The following is a 19244-nucleotide window of genomic DNA, read 5'->3' as shown; positions in this document are numbered from 1 at the left end:
GAGTCGCTTACGACGTGAACGTGACACCCATGATGACACACGAAAGTGAGGGATTCCTCATGTTTCCGGGTGACCTGTCGGTATACCCATCAGTAACCCCGCGGGTAACTTGAAAGACCATGTCAACGACCATCCGTAGGGTCGCGAAACCTGCTGGCCAGGTACCGTACCCAGGGGTATGTCAGCCGCCGAGCGCACGCTCGGCGAACCGTTATGAAACCGTGATGTGACCCGGGACACGTTCGATCCGACGGCGGTTCGCGTCGGTCGCGTGCTGCCCGGATGAGCTCCGTCCGTGCCCTAGAGTCGGGCCCATGAGCAGTTGCATCTTCTGCGCCATCGTGGCGGGCACGGCTCCGGGCCGGATCGTCTACTCCGACGACGACGTCGTCGGCTTCCTCGACATCCGACCGGTCACCCGCGGGCACACCTTGCTCGTCCCCCGCGTCCACTCGTCCGGTCTCGACGACCTCGACCCGGCCGTCGGTGCAGCCCTGTTCACCGCCGGGCAGCGGGTCGGGTCGGCACTGAAGGCCGGGCCGATGGCCGCCGACGGGGTCAACCTCGCCCTCAACGACGGCCGCGCCGCGTTTCAGACGGTCTTCCACACCCATCTGCACGTGGTGCCGCGCCACGCGGGCGACAAGCTCAGTTTCGCCAAGGGCCTGGTCGTGCGTCGCGATCCGGATCCCGACGAGACCGCCGACCTGGTCCGTGCCTCACTCGAGGCCGCGGGGTGACCGGGCCGGCCATCCCCGAGGCCGTGGTCGACCTCGTCCGAGGCGCGTCCTGGATCACCGTCTTCAGCGGGGCCGGCATGTCGGCCGAGAGCGGGATCGCGACGTTCAGAGACGCCCAGACCGGACTGTGGGAGACGTTCGATCCCGCCGAGCTGGCCACCCCGGAGGCGTGGGAACGCGACCCCGCCCTCGTCTGGGGCTGGTACCGGTGGCGCGCCCGCGAGGTGCTCGCCGCCCAGCCGAACGCCGGACACCGCGCGCTGGCCGAACTCGGCTCCTCGCGCACCGTCATGGTCGTCACGCAGAACGTCGACGACCTGCACGAGCGTGCCGGAAGTGACGTGGTCAGCCACCTCCACGGCAGTCTCTTCGCACCGCGCTGCTCGGTCTGCGACACTCCGTACGACGGTCCGGATGCACAGCCCTCGGCCACCGATCCGGACACCGAGCACGTCGAGCCCAGGGTCACTCCCCCGACCTGCCCGAGGTGCGGCGGGGACGTCCGTCCCGGCGTCGTCTGGTTCGGCGAGGCGCTGCCCGCCGATGACTGGCAGCGGGCCGATCAGGCGTTCCGTGCGGGCGAGGTGGTCATTGTCGTCGGCACCAGCGGAATCGTGTACCCGGCCGCGTCACTACCCGAACGCGCTGTCCGGCAAGGGATTCCCGTGATCGAGTTCAATCCCGCCGAGTCGTCGGTGACCGACTTCGCGACCCACAGCCTGCGGGTGTCGGCCGCCGAGGGGCTACCAGCTCTGCTCCGCGCCCTGGGCTGATCGCCCACTCGCTCCCCCGCGTCACTCCCCGGCGGTCAGGTCGATCGGGGTCCACGTCGGGGCATCCTCTGCGGCCGGGCGTGTCGTGAGCGACCCGGGCTTGCAGCCACGCGCCTCGAGGGTCGCGGCGACCGCATCGATCACGCGATCCGGGTCGAGTTCGAACTCCGACTCCCGGACCCGCGCGAATTCCCAACCGCAGCGCCGCAACTCACGCTCGCGCTCCAGATCGGAGCGGGCCTGACGCCCGGTTCCGGGGAACGCGTCAGCATCGCATTCGACGGCCATCCGGGCATCGGCACCGAGGACCACCAGGTCGATGACCCGGTTGTTGACGGTCACCTTCGGGGTCACGTGGTAGCCGAGTGCCGCGAGACGGTTGAACACCCGCTGTTCGAGCAGGTTGTCGAACGGCTCGACGCGGCGGTCGTCGGGCACGTCGGTCGGCATCGGGCCGATGGTGAGACCCTCGCCGGCGGTGAAGTACGACAACAGCGAGTAGCGGAGATCGTTGGGCCGCAGGTCTTCCGGCCCGATCGAATGGAACAGCCAGACCTGGTCCATCGCGCGGGTGGCCGCAACGTTGATACGTCGCTGCGATTCCGCGCGGGTCAGGGCCGAGATGGCTGTCGGATCGGAGACCACCATCGACAGGAAGACGACGTTGCGTTCGTCGCCCTGGAAGTCCGGCGGGGTACCCACCCGGATCCGACGGGTGCGCCACACCTCGGCGTCGAGTCCGTTACGAAGGGCTCGTTCCAACGCTTCCGCCTGCTTGGTGCCCTGCAGCGCGATCACGCCGAAATCCCGTCCCTCGTAGGCGGGATCGGTTAGACAGTCGCGCAGGGTCCCGAGGATCGCCTCCACCTCGGCGTCGTTGACGAGCCCCGACGAGGTGCCGGTCGCCTCGCCGTCGACCGCAACCGTCCGCAACGGTTCGAGTCGGTCGGAGCCGTACTGCCGCACCGGGATCAGCGGCGCCTTGCCGTAGAACTGCCGCGACGAGAACTCGATGATCTCCGGCATCGACCGGAAGTGCTCGCGCAACCCGACGACGTTGCCGAACCGGCTGCGGAGCAACGAGAACAGACTCGACCGCGGGGTGAGTCCGTCACGGAGATAGGTGGGGAGATCCGGCAGTGCGGCGTCGAGCTCGGCGAAGGCGTCGTCGAGTGTGGTCCCGGCGAGTCCCACCGGCGCACACTGCTTGTCGTCGCCGACGACGATGATCCGCGGCGCGAGCCACAGCAGGAAGGAACTGGTGATGTCGGCCTGCGACGCCTCGTCGACGATGACGACGTCGAAGGAGTTCCGGCGGGGCGGGAGCGTCTCGGCGACCTGGTTGATCGACATGATCCACGCCGGGATCGCGTTCTGCGCCACGGACATCGCCTCGCGCGCAGCGCGACGGAACCGGTTGGCGTGCTTGCCCGACCCCTTGCCGAGGTTGATCATGTGGTCGCGATAGGACTGCAGCGCCTGGATCTCGCCGGTCGTGGTGCGCGCCAGCAACTCCCGCCAGGCACGGGCCGAGGCCAGACGGGTGGTCAGTTGCGCGACATCGACCTCGATGGCATCGAGGTCGGCCGAGATCCGGGTCTCGGAATGCACGTCACTGCGTTCGGACACCCACGTGTTGGCGTAGCGCCAGGCCCAAGCGGCAGTCATCTCCCGGGCGCGTTCGGACCAGATCGGATCGCGCGGCGTCTCCCAGATCGTCCGGACCAGTTCCGGGGCGCGACTCGTCAGCCGCAGTTCGAGGAGATCGAGTGCGTTCTCCGCGTTCGCCTCCTCCTGGGCTTTGAGGAAGGCCCGGCGGGCCGTGCGGATCGAGGCGGCGTCGGCGGTCCCGAGCGCGTCGAGCAGCGCATCGCCTTCGGGTGACGGGCCCTTCTCGAGTTCGGCGGCCAGCCCGTAAGTACACTCGGCCAGTTCACGTTCGGCGATGGCCGCATCGTTGGCGGCCGCGATCGAGCCCGCCTGCCGGGCGACCTCCGCGATCTCGGCGACGCTGCGCGGACGCGGGCCGCCGGGGCTGATGGCCTCGAGTTCGTGGACGAGGTGGTCGCGCCCGGTGACCAGCCGCGAGATCCACGCGAGCTGCGCATCGAGGCGGACGAGCTGATCGACTTGCGCGGAACGGGATCCGGAGGCGTCGACCGGGACATGGAGGTCGGCCAGGATGCGATGGACCTGATGGACGGCGTCGACGACCGTCAGGTGGTCGGCCACCCGTCGCAACGACGCCTCGTCGGTCGGGACCCGACCGTCGACGGTCGCCCGTACCGGCGACTCCTCGACCGCACGCTGCTGCGGGGAACGACGCAACCGGCCACGCCACTGACCGCCCTCGGCCAGATGGTCGGCGGCCGCATCGAACAGCGCCGCATCGCCCGGGCGGTCGCCCTCGACGAGAACCGCGTGGGCACCCAGGTCGCGATCGCGCCGGGCGGCCTCGGCGATCACCGGGGACAGGGTCGTCACGCGCGACCACAGATGGGAGTCGTGGCCGGCCAGCAACCGGTCGGCCATGGCGATCATCGCGGCCGGGAAGGACGACACCTCGCCTGCGACCACGCCCAGCTGTTCGCAGATTCCCTTGATGGCGAGGAGGCGTTCGCTGTCGACGCCGTCGAGCGACGGGAGCAGCGATCCGGTTGCGCCGTGGGTTTCCTTGGGCCGCGCGGCGATCCGGGCACAGATCGTGTCCATGTCCGCGGGCTCCGGCAGATGGTCGGCGAGCTCGGGGAATCGCTGGGTGAGACGGCCACGCTCACCACCGGTCACCTGCAGGAGTTCGACGAACCGGGCGAACTCCGAGGAGTCCAGGGGCGGCACCGCACCCTCGAGTCCCGGCGGCATCCAGTCGAAGCGCTCGGCGTCGCGCTTGACCTGACGCACGATCTCCGCCGGGGTACCCCGATAGTCCCCCGCCACCCACTCGTGGACCTCGGTCTCGCCTGCGCGCAGGTCCCAGAGCTCGCGCATGAGCTGGTCACGCTGGGTCAGTGCGTGGTCGCGGCGGGCCTCGAGGTCGGCGATCTCGGCGTCGGCGACGGACACGGAGAACGCTGCCTTCCGCTCGGCGAGGTTCTCGACCACCGACACGACCGTCTCGGCGTGGTCCTGGGAGATGTCGGCGATGGACACCGTGAGTTCGCGCAGCGCGGGCGGGAGCATGTCGCGCAGCACGTGAAGCGCGTGCGCCTTCTCGCTGACGACCAGCACGCGCTGCCCCTTGGCGAGCAGCGCGGACGTCACGTTCGCGATGGTATGTGTCTTGCCCGTACCGGGCGGCCCCTCGACCACGACGCCGGTGTCGTTGCCCAGTCGCACGAGCACGTCTCGTTGCTCGACGTTCGAGGGAAGCGGGAAGAGGGCGTCGGCGATGAGGCGGTCGGGTGAGAGCACGTCCCGGCCGTCGAGCGCGGCCAGACGATCCTCGGCGTCGATCGGTCTCACCAGCTGGGCCAGGCCGACGGGTACGCTCGCATCCTCGTCGCGCAGGTCGTCGATGATCGCGTCGTAGAAGGCCAGCGAGTTCTCGACACTGCGGCGGCGCAGGACGATCGCCGGACGCATGTCGAGAGAGAGGGTGGCACGGTCGGCGTCGATCTCGATCTCGCCCAGCCACTCGCCCACGAGGTCGGTGACCTTGCCGGCGACGACCGACGGCTGCTCGCCGAGTCTGGTCCGGGTCTTCATCGCGCCGGCGAGTTCGAGTCCGTCGACCGCGGCAAGCAGATGGGTGTCGTGCATGGTCGGCGCGGAGCCCGCGCCGAGGGACAGCCGGATGGTGCCCGACTCGTCGCGGTCGGCGACCACGGCCTGGGTGAGGAGATGCTCGCGGACGAGGGGCTCGGAGCCGGCGTCGTCGTGGACCGTGACGAGGGCATTGGCGAGGACGAGTTCGAGGGTCTCGGGGCTCTCGGTCAGCTGGTCGACGAGGCGGGCGACGTCGGCGTGGGCGGCGTCGGCGGGATCGATCTCCACGACGACCTGGCCCGGTCCTGCCGATCCCCGCACCGAGATGGGCGTCGAAGCGCCCACCCAGACGTGGCCCGCGTGTTCGTCGATGTCCCGGACATCTCCGGACCGCGAGCGGACGACGTCCCGCAGGAACGACATCAGCCGGGTGACCTGGTCTCGCAGTGTCTCGCGAGTGTCATCCTGCATCCGATGGGTTCCTCTCGTCGCCGGCGTTCCCACGCTATCAAGCCACTGGTCAGGAAAGCGGAACTGCCGCACCGTATGTCAAGGGAGACCACGTCGGCGGGGTGAGCGGCATCGCGCTCAGGTGATGGGTTCAGGTGGTGGAACGCAGCGCCCGGTACCCACCGTCGACATAGCGGACGTTGGTGTACCCGAGGCCGGCGATCTGCTCGGCGATGCGCGGCGCTTCCGAGCTCACCGACACCACCGCGATCTCGGTGTCGCGAGCGATCTTCCTGGGCTGCTCGGCGTCGCGGATGACGGGGAAGGTCCCGGTCGGGGTGGGACTCAGGAGGTTCGGTAGCTCGCTGGGCTCGACCACGAAGGCGCCCGGAAGACTGCCCTGGTGGCGCACCACCTGCGGGCGCGCATCCACCATGACCGCGTTCCCGGCGCGGCTGTGGTCGATCGCTTCTGCTGCTGAAATCGCCTTCACCAAAGACACTGGTGACTCACCAATCCTGTGTTCACTCGTAAGTTTCGTGTCCCCTCGATCGGCGGAACCCCGCAGAATCGAGGATGACACCTTGAAGACCCCCGCCTCCAAGGTTACGGAATGATCTCGGTTTGACAAGTTCCGTCACCGCACAGCGGGACGACGAGCGAAACCGACTCAGGTCGGTACGACGATCAGGCCCGGCGGCCGCGTCCGGCGACGCGCGGCGACGGCCGTTTGCCGCCGAAGTTGTCGCGACGACCGTCGCGACCACCCTGCGGTCCGCCGCGTTTGCCACCACGACCCCGCGGCGCACCCAGATCCTTGCGGATGTCGATCGGGTTCTTGCCGATCTTGGTGTGGCGGAGCTGAGACAGGGTCTCGTTGTCGAGATCGTCGGGCAGCTCGACGAGGCTGAAGTCGTCGCGGATGCTGATGTTGCCGAAGTCCGCGCGGGTGAGACCGCCCTCGTTGGCGATCGCCCCGACGATCGCACCCGGAGAGACCTTGTGCTTGCGGCCGACCGCGATGCGGTAGGTGGCGAAGCTCGCTCCGGGACGACGCGGGGCGCGCTCCCGCTGCTCGCGGTTCGCCCGCCGCTCCGACTCCGGCGGATCGGGTGCCAGCAGGAACCCGCCGTCGCGCGTCTCGAGGGCCAGCGCGGCGGCGATGTCGGCCATGGCCACGTCGTTGTCGCGGGCATAGTTCTCGATGAGTCCGCGGAACAGGTCCAGGTTGTCCGAGGACAGGTTCTGGGTGATCGACTCGCCGAACTTCGCGACGCGCTGCGCGTTCACGTCGTCGACGCTCGGCAGGCCGATCTCGGTGAGCTCCTGGCGTGTGGCCCGCTCGATCGCCCGAAGCAGGTGGCGCTCACGTGGCGAGACGAACAGCAGCGCATTGCCCGAACGGCCGGCGCGACCGGTGCGGCCGATGCGGTGCACGTACGACTCGGTGTCGTGCGGGATGTCGTAGTTGACGACGTGCGAGATGCGGTCGACGTCGAGGCCGCGGGCGGCCACGTCGGTCGCCACGAGGATGTCGATCGAGCCGCTCTTGAGCTGGTTGATGGTCCGCTCGCGCTGTGCCTGGGCGAGGTCGCCGTTGATGGCGACCGCAGACAGTCCGCGCGATCGGAGCTTCTCCGCGAGCTCCTCGGTCGCCTGCTTGGTGCGGACGAACACGATCATCGCGTCGAATTCCTCGACCTCGAGGAACCGGGTCAGCGCGTCGAGTTTGCGCTGGTGAGACACCTGCAGGTATCGCTGTGTGATGTTCTGCGCGGTCGCCGTCTTGGACTTGACGGTGATCTCCTGCGGAGATTTCAGGTAGCGCTGAGCGAGCCGGCGGATCGAGCTGGGCATGGTCGCGGAGAAGAGTGCGACCTGCTTGGTGTCCGGGGTCTCGGCGAGGATGCGCTCGACGTCCTCGGCGAAGCCCATCGTGAGCATCTCGTCGGCCTCGTCGAGCACGAGGAACTCGAGTCCGGAGATGTCGAGGGTCTTCTTGTCGAGGTGGTCGATCACGCGACCGGGAGTACCCACGATGACCTGGGCGCCGCGGCGCAAGCCCGCGAGCTGCACACCGTAGGACTGTCCGCCGTAGATCGGCAGCACCTTGACCTCGGGCATGTGTGCGGAGTAGCGGCCGAAGGCCTCGGACACCTGCAGGGCGAGCTCACGCGTCGGTGCGAGGATCAGCGCCTGAGGCGTCCGCGCCGAGGTGTCGAGCCGCGAGAGGATCGGGATCGCGAAGGCAGCGGTCTTGCCCGTACCGGTCTGCGCGAGGCCGACGACGTCGCGGCCGGCCATCAGCGGCGGGATCGTGGCGGCCTGAATCGGCGAGGGGGTCTCGTAGCCGACGTCGGTGATCGCGGCACGAACGCGTGGCTCGATGTCCAGATCGTCGAACGTACCGCCGGGGATGTCGTGTGCGGAGGGGTCAGCCGGCGCGCCATGCTCGCCTTGTCCGGAAGTACTCATGCGCGGGTCTCATTCATCGCAGTCAACTGTAATCGCCCGACCCCGGAAAGTCGGCATCGTGCCATGACCGCGTCACAACTCGCAGCCGAACAGGTAATGCGGCACTACGTCGAGCGCGTGTGATGCATCACACGGATACTGGTACTGTCAGTGCCACTCAAACGGCGTCGTCCCCGGTCACCGGGCAAACGGCGCCGGATAAGTCCAGATCAGTCAGTCCGTCTCAGGAGTGCCATGCAGCAGCAGTACGCCACCCCGTCCGATCTCACGATCGACGACAAGGCGAACCTCGTCGACTCGATCCTCAAGTACCGGGCCGAGCGACCCACGATGCCTCTCTTCCGCAAGCGCTCCCACAACCAGTGGATCAACGTCACCGCGAAGCACTTCGCCGACGAGGTCGACGCCGTCGCCAAGGGACTCGTCGCATCGGGCATCGAGCCGGGGGATCGTGTGGCCATCCTGTCCTCGACCCGGTACGAGTGGACCGTCCTCGACTACGCCATCTGGCGCGCGGGTGGATGCACCGTCGCCATCTACGAGACCTCTGCCCCCGACCAGGTGCAGTGGATCCTGGAGGACTCGGGCGCCAAACTGCTCGTCGTCGAGAACCACGAGCACTACACCAAGCACATCCGCGTGATCGACGAGACGCCCACACTCAAGGAGACGCTGGTCATCGAAGACCACGCGCTCCCGACGCTCACCAAGCGCGGCGCGACCGTCGCCGACGACGAACTCGATCGCCGTCATTCGAACTCGTTGTCCAGCGACGCCGCGACCCTGATCTACACCTCGGGCACCACCGGCCGCCCCAAGGGCGTCCTGCTCACCCACGCCAACTTCATGGCCGAGTGTGCCGCCACCCGCGACGCCGTCGGCGCCGGACTGGCCGAGGGCAAGACCACCCTCCTGTTCCTGCCGCTCGCGCACGTCTTCGCGCGCATCATCGCGGTGGCCAGCGTGGAGAACGGGGTCATCCTGGGTCACACCAACGACATCACGAACCTCGTCAACGACTTCGCGGTGTTCAAGCCGCACTACGTGTTGTCGGTGCCGCGCGTGTTCGAGAAGGTCTACAACTCGGCCAAACAGAAGGCCTACGACGGCGGCAAGGGCTCGATCTTCGAGAAGGCCACCGATACCGCCATCGAGTACAGCAAGGCCATGGAGAACGGCAAGGTCGGCCTCGGTCTGAAGCTCCGCCACGCACTGTTCGACAAGCTCGTCTACGGCAAGCTCCGCGCCGCCCTCGGTGGGCAGTGTGAGGGTGCGATCTCCGGCGGAGCCCCGCTCGGCGCCCGGCTCGGCCACTTCTTCCGCGGTGTCGGCATCCCCGTCTACGAGGGTTACGGCCTGTCGGAGACCACCGCGGCGGTCACCGCCAACAACGAGGAGAACCAGAAGGTCGGTTCGGTCGGCCGCCCCGTTCCCGGTGTGACCGTCGCGATCGCCGACGACGGCGAGATCCTGCTCAAGGGACCCGTCGTCTTCAGCGGATACTGGCGCAACGAGGCCGCGACCGCGGATGCGATCCGCGACGGTTGGTTCCACACCGGTGACATCGGCACCCTCGACGACGGGTACCTCTTCATCACCGGACGCAAGAAGGAACTGATCGTGACCGCGGGCGGCAAGAACGTCTCCCCCGCTCAGCTCGAGGACTCGATCCGCGCGCATCCGATGATCAGCCAGTGTCTGGTGGTCGGCGACAACAAACCGTTCATCGCCGCGCTGATCACCATCGACCCCGAGGCCGTGCCGGGCTGGCTGGAGCGTCACAACCTGCCCGCCGACACCCCGATCACGGAGCTGATCGAGAACGAGGACCTGAAGGCCGAGATCGACGCCGCGGTCAAGGAGGCCAACTCGAAGGTCTCCAACGCCGAGGCGATCAAGAAGTTCAGCATCCTCGACACCGACTTCTCGATCGAGACCGGTGAGCTGACGCCGACGCTGAAGCTCAAGCGCAACGTCATCCACGACGCGTACAAGCAGGCGATTGCCGACCTCTACACATAGAAGCGCCCGCCTCAGGGCGATTCAGGTCACGACTCACCGCGGCCCGGGATGACTCCGGGTCGCGGTGAGTTCTATCTTCAGATCAATGTCTTCAAAAACAGGGTCTGGGAACCGAGTGTCCGGAAACCGAGATCTCGCCATCGACGCCACGCGGGGCGTGGCGATCTGGAGCATGGTCACCGCACACTTCGCCACCGATGCCCCGCTGGCCTCGCCCACGCACGCCTTTCCCTATGTGGACGGGATGTCGGCGTTCGTCATGCTCTCGGGCATCGTGCTGGGCCTCGTGTACCAGCGCTGGGTCACCCGTCACGGGCTGCGGTACGCCTACGTCCGCCTGGCCAAGCGCATCGCGGTCCTCTACGTCTGTCAGCTGGTGATCGCGCTCGTCGCCGTCGCGGCCGCACTGGAGGGACACCGCTGGCTGACGCTCCTGCTCCCGGTCGACGGCTGGGCCGACGGGATCTGGCTGTCGGTCACGATGCAGTACCTGCCGAGCGGCGGGAACATCCTGCTCCTCTACATGGTGCTGATGATGTCCGCGTTCGCCCTGTTCCCGCTTCTCCAGCGGGGCTGGTGGGCGTGGATCCTCGCCGCGTCGCTGACGTTGTACGCGGTATCGCTGGTCTGGTCGCCCGACTGGTTCTACCTCAGCGCCTACCAGGCGGCCCCGCACATCCAGAACGTCGCGGGATGGCAGATCATGTTCATCCCATCGGTCGTCATCGGCTGGAACTGGTCGCGATGGAGTGTCCCCGAGTTCGTCGACCGTTGGCTCGTCGTCATCGTCGCGGTGGCGGTGACGGTCGCCCTGTTCTTCCATTACGGCATCGCCGCCGGCCCGTGGGCGCACCTCGAACCCGCCTTCGCCGACAAGCTGGACTTCCGGCCCGCGCGTGCCATCGGCGCCTACCTGGTGATCCCCGCCCTCTACGGGGTGTTCCGCCTGTTGCTGCGCTGGTGGCATCACGACTGGCTGCGCCCGCTGGTCATGACCGGCACCCGAAGCCTCGACTCCTACGTCATCCAGGCGATCGCGCTGGTCATCGTCCCGATTCACATCGCGCACCGGCCGTGGGACACGCTCACGATGCAGGCCGTCGCGCTGCTGGTGTTCGGCATCTGCTGGGTATGGGCGGAGTTCCGGTACTTCAACCACATCGACAAGCTGCACAAGGTCCCCGGACGGGTCGCGCGGGGCGTCCTGCCGCGCCGGGCCGACACCGCGCCGGGGTCCGGCGACCGGTCCGCTCTCGACACCGACGTCGAACCCGGTGTGCCGACCGACGAGCAGCCGCAACCGATCGGAGCCCGCGCATGACCGGAGAAGTGCAGCCCGGGGAGATGACACGCAGCGTGCACGCCGGGAATGATCCGTCGGGGCCGTCGGTGCGGACTCCCATCACGATGGCGAACTCGTATCACCTGCCGCCGGAACCGGAGCAGATGAGCTGGTCGGGCACCGACCAGCTGTTCTACACGCGCAACACCGGCGCGAACCAGGTCGCCCTGCAGGACAAGCTCGCCGCGCTCGAGGAGGCCGAGGATGCGGTCGTCCTGGCCTCGGGTGTCGCCGCGCTGCACGCGGTCTTCTTCACCTTCCTCTCCACCGGCGACCACGTCGTCGTCTCGGACACCACCTACGAGGCGACGTGGAAGCTGTGGGCGGAGCTGTTGCCGAAGAAGTACGGGATCGAGGCGACCTTCGTCGACATCACCGACCCCGAGAACGTCCGCGCGGCGCTGCGTCCCGACACCCGACTCGTGGCCGTCGAGACGATCGCGAATCCGACGACCAAGGTCGGGGACATCGCGGCGCTGGCCGACATCGCCCACACCGCCGACGCCCTGCTGCTCGTCGACTCGACCTTCACCCCGCCGCCGCTGTACCGGCCACTCGGTGACGGCGCCGACCTCGTCGTGCATTCGCTGACGAAGTACATCAACGGTCACGGTGACGCGATGGGCGGCGCGGTGCTCGGCCGCTCCGAACTGATCGGCCGCATCAAGGAGCAGGCGATGGTCGACGTCGGCGGCGTGATCTCGCCGTTCAACGCGTGGCTGATCGCCCGTGGTGCCATCACGCTGCCGCTGCGGCTCGCCCAGCACCAGCGCACCGCCGAACGCGTCGCCACCTTCCTCGACGGGGATCCGCGCGTCGCCTTCGTGCGCTATCCCGGCCTCGCCTCCCATCCGGAGCACGACCTGGCGGCCCGACAGTTCGGCGGACGCGGGTTCGGCGCGATGATGGCGTTCGCCGTGCGCGGGGACTCGGCGACCCAGAACCGTTTCGTCGGGGCGCTGCAGGTGATCACGTCCGCGGTGTCGCTCGGTCACGACGAGTCGCTGATCGTCCACGTCGGACCCGACGGCCCGCGGGTCGCGGCATACCCGGAGCCGTTCCGGCAGTGGGGCCATCTGCGTTTCTCCGTCGGCCTGGAGGACGCCGACGACCTGATCGCCGACATCTCCCGAGCTCTCGACGCAACGTTCCCGGACGGCGACTGAGCGCGCGTATCGTTCGAAACGTCGGCGCTCACCGCCGACGGGAGGCGGCGAGGATGTCAGGCAACCAGGTAACCGGCGCGGTCGATCGCGCCACCGACAGCCCGTGGTTCCAGCGCGCGGCACGCGCCGGGCACGCCGTCAGCGGACTCGTCCATTTGCTCATCGCGTACATCGTCGTGCGGCTCGCCTTCGGCGAGGGCGGGAACGCCGACCAGTCCGGGGCCCTGGGCTTCTTCGCCGGGAACACCGGGGGCCGCGTCGTGCTCTGGATCGCGGCCGTCGCGTTCGTGGCACTCGCCCTGTGGCGAGTCGCCGAGGCCATCGTCGGACCGCACGCCACCGAACCCGGCCGGGACAACGACGGCGCGGAGGATTGGCTCGACCGCGGCAAGGCACTGTCGCTGGCCGTCGTCTACGCCGGATTCGCCTGGACGGCAGTGCGATTCGCGATGGGGAACGGCCAGTCGAGTGGTCAGCAGAATACCGGACTCACCGCTCGTCTGATGCAATCCGGTGGCGGCAAGTTCGTCGTGGTGGTCGCCGGCCTGATCATCATCGGCGTCGGTGTCTACCACGTGTACAAGGGCGCGAGCCGCAACTTCCTCGAGGACCTGAAACCCCCGATCGGCCGCGCAGCCGCCGACGACGGTTCGGCAACCCGGACGGGGGCGGCCTCCGGCGACCGGACGGCCACGATCGCCGGGGTCATCGGCTACTGCGGGAAGGGTCTTGTGCTGATCGGCACGGGCATCCTCGTGCTCGTTGCGGTGGCCACCGCCGACCCGTCGAAGGCCAGTGGGCTCGACGGCACGGTGAAGTCACTTTCCGGCCTCCCCGCCGGGCAGGTGCTGATGATCCTGGCGGCCATCGGGATCGCCGCCTACGGCGTGTACTGCTACTGGCTCACGCGTTACGCCCGGATGTGACCGGCCGGCCTCAGTTCGCCTCGTAGAGGATTCCGCGGCCGATCGCCTCCCGGATCACCGGCAGTGCCGCGGTCGCCAGCGCATCGGCCTCGACGCCGTGGAAGCCGGCGAGCAACTCGATCAGGGTCTGCAGCGGAACCTGCCCACGGCATCCCGCGAGCAGAGCGCGGGAGACCTCGTCGACGCCCAGGACCGCGGCCGGACCACCGGGGCGACGGACCGCGGCCCCGACCAGATGCCATCCGTCCTCGCCGGGAAGCGAATGTTCTTCGAGCATCACCGGCGCGACGGACAGCCGCTTGCTCAGCAGTTCCGCGTCGGAGGTCTCACGCAGATAGCGGCGCCGGGCCAGGAATGCCTGCGCCTCGGGGCCGGTGACCTCTTCGCCCGCTCCGGTGATCTCTTCGAGGACGACGTCGGGTTCCCGGTCCTCCCCGCCTCCGGCGCGCGGACGGTGATGGAGCCCATGCCGATCGCGACGATGTCGTTGTCGTCGAACCATTCCAGCCACTGCTCCCCGCGTCGGGCCGCGGCCTGCTCATCCTCGCCGGCGTCGGAGAGCCACAGGGACACATAGCTGATCGGATCGGCGACCTCCCGCTGGACGACCCAGGCGTCGAGACCGGTGCCGTCCAGCCAGCCGGCTACCCGCTCACGCCAGTCCGCACCGTCGCTGATGATCCAGTTGGCCAGGATCTGGGCGGTGCCGCCCGGGTTCAGGTACGCAGGCAACTCGCCGATGAGCTGCTCGCACAACGCATCTCCAACGACACCCGAATCGCGATAGATGTAGTCCTGGCTGCCGGTCCCGACGACGAACGGCGGGTTGGAGACGATGAGGTCGAAGCGCTCCCCCGCCACGGGTTCGAACATGCTGCCCGCGCGTAGATCCCACGACATCCCGTTGAGGCGCGCGGTCGCCCGGGCCAGTGCCAGTGCCCGCTCGTTGGTGTCGGTGGCGACGACCTCAGCGCAGTGCGAGTTCAGGTGCAGCGCCTGGATGCCGCAACCGGTGCCGATGTCGAGGGCGCGTTGTGCCGGTTCACGAATGATGGCGCGCGCCAGGGACATCGAGGCACCGCCGATGCCGAGTACATGGTCGCGGGCGACGGGCCCCGACCGCATGGCGGCGTCCTGGTCGGCGACAACGAGGAAGTCGTGGGTCTCGTCGGCGTGCGGGCGGATGTCGAGGCTCGCGCGGATCGCTCCGTCCTCGAGCCGGGTGAGAACTCCCTGGGCGATGAGCGCGTCGACGCCGGTTGTCGGAAACGCCTGCGCGACGTGGTTTTCGGGTTCGTCCGAGCCGAGCAGGAAGAGTCTGATGAGGGTGGCGAGTCGCGACTCACGCTGGTCGCCGTCACGCTGCTCCGCTGCGGTCGCGGCGAGCGCAGGCCACCAGACGCCGCGCAGTAGGGCGGCGTGGACCTCTTCGCCGAGGAGTTCGGTGACACCGTCGGTCGTGTAGGCCGCGGCGCGGAGGTCGGCACCCAGGGCGTCGACGACGGAATCGTCGGTCAGCGGATGATTGAGAGAATGCGGCGCCGTCACGCACCTGAGGCTACTCACCATGACCGGCCGGGGTCGCTCCGTCCCTCGCGTCAGCAGTCGGACAGCACTCGAGACATCGCGTCCCGTTCCGCTGCGGTGACCCACAGACCGTAGGCCTTTTTGACCTCGATCTGACGGCTGACGTAGGTGCATCGATACGCCTTGTTCGGGGGCAGCCAGGTGGCCGCGTCGCCGGCGCCCTTGCGCTGGTTGACCGTGCCGTCAACCGCCTGCAGATTCCGCGGGTCGTTGGCGAACGCGAGACGGCGACGCGCATCCCACTGTGCCGCGCCCTTCTGCCAGGCGTCCGACAACGCGACGACGTGGTCGATCTGGACGAGCGCCGACGTGTCCTGGCCCCGGGTGAACGGCAGGGTCGTGCCGGAGTAGGCGTCGACGAGGGTCCCCGAGATGACGCGACACCCGTCGGCGTGCAGGGTGACGTCGACGAGGTCACGGCGCAGGATGTCCTCCCGGGTCCGACACCCGTTGCGGCCGAACTGCACATCGACCGCGTCGTCCCAGGCCGTGCCGAACTCCGAGCGCGAGTAGCCCGTCTTCGGCGCCCTGCCCTTCACCGGCAGCGAGTCGAGATCGACGAGGGCCCGGTTCACCGGCGCGCGTGTCGATTGGTTCCCCGGCGACTGTGTCGAGAACGGAAGCGACGGAACCGAAGCCGTATCCGGTGCGGGCGCTGTCGCCGGAGCCGACTCCCACTGGAGCAGACCCAGTGCACCGAGCACGACAAGGAGAACGACCACCCCGATTCCCGGCAGCACCGCCCGACGTCTCACCCCGGCATCGTTGCACGCGTCCCCGACACCGAGCCGACGTGCCCGGTGACTGGCGAACCTCGCTTCGACCTGCAGACGTCGGCCGAAGTCTTCAGGTCGAAGCGAGGTTCGCCGGTGGTCGCTCGCGGGTCGTCGGCGTTCCGGAGTCGAGGCGCCGACACCTAACGATTTCGGAACGACAATCCCGAGGTGGCAACGATTCGGTCCCATTCGGGATGACAACCCTCCGGTTCAGTATGATCACCCCTACGACCGGGTCAAACGTGCCACTTCGGCACGTCCGGCCACCCGGAGATCACTCCCTGACCGGAAGGACGGCAACGCCATGAGCGCACCGGAGAGCAGCGCCGATCGCGAGATCGACGCGGTGGACACGGAGAACGACGCCGTAGATGCCGATCTGCAGGCCGCCGACGAGGACGCGACGGTCGAGGTCGACGCCCCGGAGGACGAGGACGCCACCGTCGAGATCTCCCCCGACGAGGTCGACGCCGCAGAGGACTCCGCCGAGGAGCCCGCTTCAGAAGACTCCGCCGAGGATGTCGCTGCCGAAGACGTTGCGGTCGAGGAAACCGCCGCCGTCGACGACGCGGCCCCGGTCGAAGAAGCCCCGGTCGACGAGGAAACTCTCGACAAGCCCATAGAGACCGACACCCACGAAGATCTCGCCGACGCCGCGGACCTCGAAGGCCTGCACGTGTCGTCGCGGGTTCGGGTCACCCTCGAGGACGGCACCACCCGTGAGGGCGAGATCGTCGACGACTTCGCCGACCTCGCCCCGGGCGACCAGACCGTCGAGGCACGCATTGACGAGGATCACACGGCTCGTCTGCGCCGCTGGGCGATCTCGACCGACGACCACGACATCGTCTTCGCCGACGACGACGCCGTCGAACTGCTGAGCGTCTCGTAGATCAAGTGCGCGCCCATGGGCGCGCAACGTCTACGAGATCTGGTGCGCGAGGGGGGACTTGAACCCCCACGTCCGTAGACACTGGAACCTAAATCCAGCGCGTCTGCCAATTCCGCCACTCGCGCTCGGTGCGTTCCCGGCGTCGAACCGGACCGCGCACTGTAACCGCGACCACCCTACCGGTCGCGTTTTGATCATCGCAGGCCAGGTACCTTGATAGGTATGTCCTCGTCCCCCCGTCGCACGCACCGGCCGGCGCTCGTGGTGCTGACCGTGGTCGCCGCGGCGGCATGTCTGGTTCTCGCCTGGTGGCAGTGGTCGCGCTTCGAGTCGGCGGCCGGCAGCGGCCAGAACCTCGGTTACGCGTTGCAGTGGCCCGCCTTCGCGGTCGCGGTGATCTACGCCTACCGACGCTTCGTCGTCCTGGAGAGCGACCCGGAAGAAGTTCGCAAGGCCGCCGCGGAGGCGCGGGCCGCGGCCGAGATCCCCGAGGGCATCCTGCCCGAGCGCCCGACGACGCCGAGCGCGTCTTCCCTCGCCGGCGACCCCGATCCGGTCAAGGATGCGGCGCTCATCGAATACAACCGTTACCTGGCCGAGCTCAGATCGGCAGACACTCCCGACGCCCCGTCATCGAAAGGCCCGCAGTGACCGAGACCGCATCCACCTCTTCTGCTCCCACCGCGCCGGTGGAGAAGGTCCGTGGGGCCCTGCTGAGGTACCGCGTCCTGGCCTGGATCACCGGTATCTGGCTGCTACTGCTCGTCGCCGAGCTGATCCTGGCGTACGGCTTCGACAACAAGGCACTCGACTTCGTGCCGATCGTCCACGGCTGGGTCTACTTCGTCTACCTGATCATGGCGATCGACCTGGCCATCAAGGTGCGCTGGCCCGCAGGCAAGACGATCATCACCGCGATCGCCGGCACCATCCCGTTCCTGTCCTTCTGGTTCGAGCACAAGCGCACCCAGGAAGTGAAGGCGCAGTTCAACCTCTAGCGGCGAGCTCCCGCAGCGCCGGCACCAGTTGAGCCAGCGCCTTGCCGCGGTGGCTCAGCGAATCCTTCTCCTCCGGCGTGAGTTCGGCCGACGACCGGCCGGCCGCGAGCTCGTCGTCGGGGGCGAACAGAGGGTCGTAGCCGAAGCCGTTCGGTCCGCGCTCGGCACGCAGCACCGTCCCGCGCCACTCCCCGCGCACGACCGTCTCGGTCCCGTCCGGCAGCACCAACGCGCACGCCGACACGAAGGCCGCGCCGCGTCGTTCGTCGGGGGTGTCCGACAACTGGGCGAGCAGCAATGCGTTGTTCGCGGGGTCGTTGCCGTGAGCACCCGACCAGCGCGCGGACAGCACGCCGGGCATCCCGTTCAGCGCGTCCACCGAGATCCCGGAATCGTCCGCGAGACAGGGCAATCCGGTGGCGCGTGCACCCGAGCGCGCCTTGATCAGCGCGTTGTCCTCGAAGGTCGCGCCGTCCTCTGGCTCCTCCGGGTATTCGGGCACGGCGTCGAGGCCGAGGATCTCCAGGCCGGTGATCCCGGCGGCGTCGACGACGCGCTGCAGCTCGGCGAGCTTCTTCCGATTGCGGCTCGCGAGCAGGACCTTCGACATCAGGCGTTGCCCGGCAGCTGACCCGGGTACGGCTCGGCGAGCACGGCGCGCTGCGCCTCGAAGAGCTTTTTCGTCCCGATCGCGGCGACATCGAGCAGCGCGTCGAGCGTCGACCGTGCGAAGGTCGCACCCTCGCCGGTGCCCTGCACCTCGACGAGGGTACCGGCGTCGGTGGCGACGACGTTCATGTCGACCTCGGCCCGCGAATCCTCTTCATAGGGCAGGTCCAGGCGCACCCGGCCGTCGACGACGCCCACGCTCACCGCGGCGATCGCACACGAAAGCGGTTGCGGGTCGGACAGTTTGCCGGCGGCACGCAGGTAGGTCACCGCATCGACGAGGGCCACGTACGCGCCGGTGATGGCGGCGGTGCGGGTACCGCCGTCGGCCTGCAGGACGTCGCAGTCGAGCGCGATGGTGTTCTCACCGAGCGCCGCGAGGTCGATGCATGCCCGCAGGGAGCGGCCGACGAGCCGGCTGATCTCGTGGGTCCGGCCACCGATCTTGCCCTTGACCGATTCGCGCCTGTTCCGCTCGTGCGTGGCCGCCGGGAGCATCGAGTATTCGGCGGTGAGCCAGCCCAGGCCCGATCCACGACGCCACGGCGGGACGCCCTCGGTGACACTCGCGGTGCACATCACGCGGGTCTGCCCGAACTCCACCAGCACCGATCCCGCGGGATGGCTGGTGAAGCCACGGGTGAAGGAGATGGGACGCAGTTCGTCGTCGGCTCGGCCGTCAGCTCGTGTGGTCACGGCTCCAACTCTAACGACCGTGGCCGG

The 19244-nt window shown here is 68.4% G+C and carries 15 protein-coding genes, 1 tRNA gene and 1 pseudogene; 9 read left to right on the top strand and 8 right to left on the bottom strand.

Features of this window, described 5'->3' with window-relative positions; genetic code table 11:
* Positions 1–314 precede the first annotated feature (314 nt).
* Entirely contained in the window at positions 315–740 is a 426-nt protein-coding gene (locus RVF83_RS15220) for an HIT family protein (RefSeq protein WP_005199865.1), read from the top strand.
* Positions 737–1513, top strand: a complete 777-nt coding sequence (locus tag RVF83_RS15215) for an SIR2 family NAD-dependent protein deacylase (RefSeq protein WP_005199866.1) — start codon at positions 737–739, stop codon at positions 1511–1513. The genes RVF83_RS15220 and RVF83_RS15215 overlap by 4 nt, the downstream gene beginning before the upstream one ends.
* A gap of 21 nt (positions 1514–1534) precedes the next feature.
* On the opposite strand, the gene RVF83_RS15210 is transcribed toward RVF83_RS15215, so the two are convergent.
* The 3 genes from RVF83_RS15210 to RVF83_RS15200 form a co-directional block, all read right to left on the bottom strand.
* Complete coding sequence (locus RVF83_RS15210; protein WP_005199867.1) at positions 1535–5689, bottom strand: AAA domain-containing protein; 4155 nt, start codon at positions 5687–5689, stop codon at positions 1535–1537.
* Between the two features lie 130 nt (positions 5690–5819).
* Positions 5820–6170: a rhodanese-like domain-containing protein gene (locus tag RVF83_RS15205; protein WP_083877559.1), complete on the bottom strand. Its 351-nt coding sequence runs from the start codon at positions 6168–6170 to the stop codon at positions 5820–5822.
* 185 nt (positions 6171–6355) lie between these two features.
* Positions 6356–8143, bottom strand: a complete 1788-nt coding sequence (locus tag RVF83_RS15200) for a DEAD/DEAH box helicase (RefSeq protein ID WP_005199869.1) — start codon at positions 8141–8143, stop codon at positions 6356–6358.
* A 234-nt stretch (positions 8144–8377) separates the two neighbouring features.
* On the opposite strand from RVF83_RS15200, the gene RVF83_RS15195 reads away from it, so the two are divergent.
* From RVF83_RS15195 to RVF83_RS15180, 4 genes are all read left to right on the top strand, one after another.
* Complete coding sequence (locus tag RVF83_RS15195; protein WP_005199870.1) at positions 8378–10165, top strand: AMP-dependent synthetase/ligase; 1788 nt, start codon at positions 8378–8380, stop codon at positions 10163–10165.
* A gap of 85 nt (positions 10166–10250) precedes the next feature.
* Entirely contained in the window at positions 10251–11486 is a 1236-nt protein-coding gene (opgC, locus tag RVF83_RS15190) for an OpgC domain-containing protein (RefSeq protein WP_039880917.1), read from the top strand.
* Positions 11483–12673, top strand: a complete 1191-nt coding sequence (locus RVF83_RS15185) for a trans-sulfuration enzyme family protein (protein ID WP_005199872.1) — start codon at positions 11483–11485, stop codon at positions 12671–12673. Before opgC ends, RVF83_RS15185 begins: the two co-directional genes overlap by 4 nt.
* 53 nt (positions 12674–12726) lie before the next feature.
* A complete protein-coding gene (locus RVF83_RS15180) occupies positions 12727–13599 on the top strand; it encodes a DUF1206 domain-containing protein (protein WP_005199873.1) in 873 nt (290 codons plus the stop codon).
* A gap of 10 nt (positions 13600–13609) precedes the next feature.
* On the opposite strand, the pseudogene RVF83_RS15175 reads toward RVF83_RS15180, so the two are convergent.
* Positions 13610–15168, bottom strand: a pseudogene (locus RVF83_RS15175) (DUF7059 domain-containing protein).
* 29 nt (positions 15169–15197) lie between these two features.
* Complete coding sequence (locus RVF83_RS15170) at positions 15198–15926, bottom strand: HNH endonuclease family protein (protein ID WP_005199875.1); 729 nt, start codon at positions 15924–15926, stop codon at positions 15198–15200.
* 340 nt (positions 15927–16266) lie between these two features.
* Between RVF83_RS15170 and RVF83_RS15165 the strand changes: the two genes are divergently transcribed.
* Positions 16267–16854 carry a hypothetical protein gene (locus tag RVF83_RS15165; protein WP_005199876.1) on the top strand — a complete coding sequence of 196 codons (588 nt, stop codon included), beginning with the start codon at positions 16267–16269 and terminating at the stop codon, positions 16852–16854.
* A 40-nt stretch (positions 16855–16894) separates the two neighbouring features.
* On the opposite strand, the gene RVF83_RS15160 is transcribed toward RVF83_RS15165, so the two are convergent.
* Positions 16895–16979, bottom strand: a tRNA-Leu gene (locus tag RVF83_RS15160).
* A 97-nt stretch (positions 16980–17076) separates the two neighbouring features.
* On the opposite strand from RVF83_RS15160, the gene RVF83_RS15155 reads away from it, so the two are divergent.
* Positions 17077–17505, top strand: a complete 429-nt coding sequence (locus RVF83_RS15155) for a hypothetical protein (RefSeq protein WP_005199877.1) — start codon at positions 17077–17079, stop codon at positions 17503–17505.
* Complete coding sequence (locus tag RVF83_RS15150; RefSeq protein WP_005199878.1) at positions 17502–17852, top strand: DUF3817 domain-containing protein; 351 nt, start codon at positions 17502–17504, stop codon at positions 17850–17852. The genes RVF83_RS15155 and RVF83_RS15150 overlap by 4 nt, the downstream gene beginning before the upstream one ends.
* Here the strand turns inward: RVF83_RS15150 and RVF83_RS15145 are convergent.
* Positions 17842–18462 (bottom strand): non-canonical purine NTP pyrophosphatase, encoded by a 621-nt coding sequence (locus RVF83_RS15145; protein WP_005199879.1) that lies wholly within the window; start codon positions 18460–18462, stop codon positions 17842–17844. The two genes, RVF83_RS15150 and RVF83_RS15145, sit on opposite strands and share 11 nt — an antisense overlap.
* Positions 18462–19217: a ribonuclease PH gene (rph, locus tag RVF83_RS15140; protein WP_005199880.1), complete on the bottom strand. Its 756-nt coding sequence runs from the start codon at positions 19215–19217 to the stop codon at positions 18462–18464. The genes RVF83_RS15145 and rph overlap by 1 nt, the downstream gene beginning before the upstream one ends.
* Positions 19218–19244 lie beyond the last annotated feature (27 nt).

This window comes from Gordonia rubripertincta, from assembly GCF_038024875.1.
Classification (GTDB): domain Bacteria; phylum Actinomycetota; class Actinomycetes; order Mycobacteriales; family Mycobacteriaceae; genus Gordonia; species Gordonia rubripertincta.
Note: the sequence above shows the minus strand (reverse complement) of the source record. Positions and strands in the feature narration are given on the sequence as shown.

Coding starts and splice junctions, on each gene's coding strand:
- RVF83_RS15145 (WP_005199879.1), bottom strand. CDS start 18,462: ATGTCGAAGGTCCTGCTCGCGAGCCGCAATCGGAAGAAGCTCGCCGAG.
- RVF83_RS15220 (WP_005199865.1), top strand. CDS start 315: ATGAGCAGTTGCATCTTCTGCGCCATCGTGGCGGGCACGGCTCCGGGC.
- opgC (WP_039880917.1), top strand. CDS start 10,251: ATGTCTTCAAAAACAGGGTCTGGGAACCGAGTGTCCGGAAACCGAGAT.
- RVF83_RS15165 (WP_005199876.1), top strand. CDS start 16,267: ATGAGCGCACCGGAGAGCAGCGCCGATCGCGAGATCGACGCGGTGGAC.
- RVF83_RS15155 (WP_005199877.1), top strand. CDS start 17,077: ATGTCCTCGTCCCCCCGTCGCACGCACCGGCCGGCGCTCGTGGTGCTG.
- RVF83_RS15185 (WP_005199872.1), top strand. CDS start 11,483: ATGACCGGAGAAGTGCAGCCCGGGGAGATGACACGCAGCGTGCACGCC.
- RVF83_RS15180 (WP_005199873.1), top strand. CDS start 12,727: ATGTCAGGCAACCAGGTAACCGGCGCGGTCGATCGCGCCACCGACAGC.
- RVF83_RS15195 (WP_005199870.1), top strand. CDS start 8,378: ATGCAGCAGCAGTACGCCACCCCGTCCGATCTCACGATCGACGACAAG.
- RVF83_RS15210 (WP_005199867.1), bottom strand. CDS start 5,689: ATGCAGGATGACACTCGCGAGACACTGCGAGACCAGGTCACCCGGCTG.
- RVF83_RS15200 (WP_005199869.1), bottom strand. CDS start 8,143: ATGAGTACTTCCGGACAAGGCGAGCATGGCGCGCCGGCTGACCCCTCC.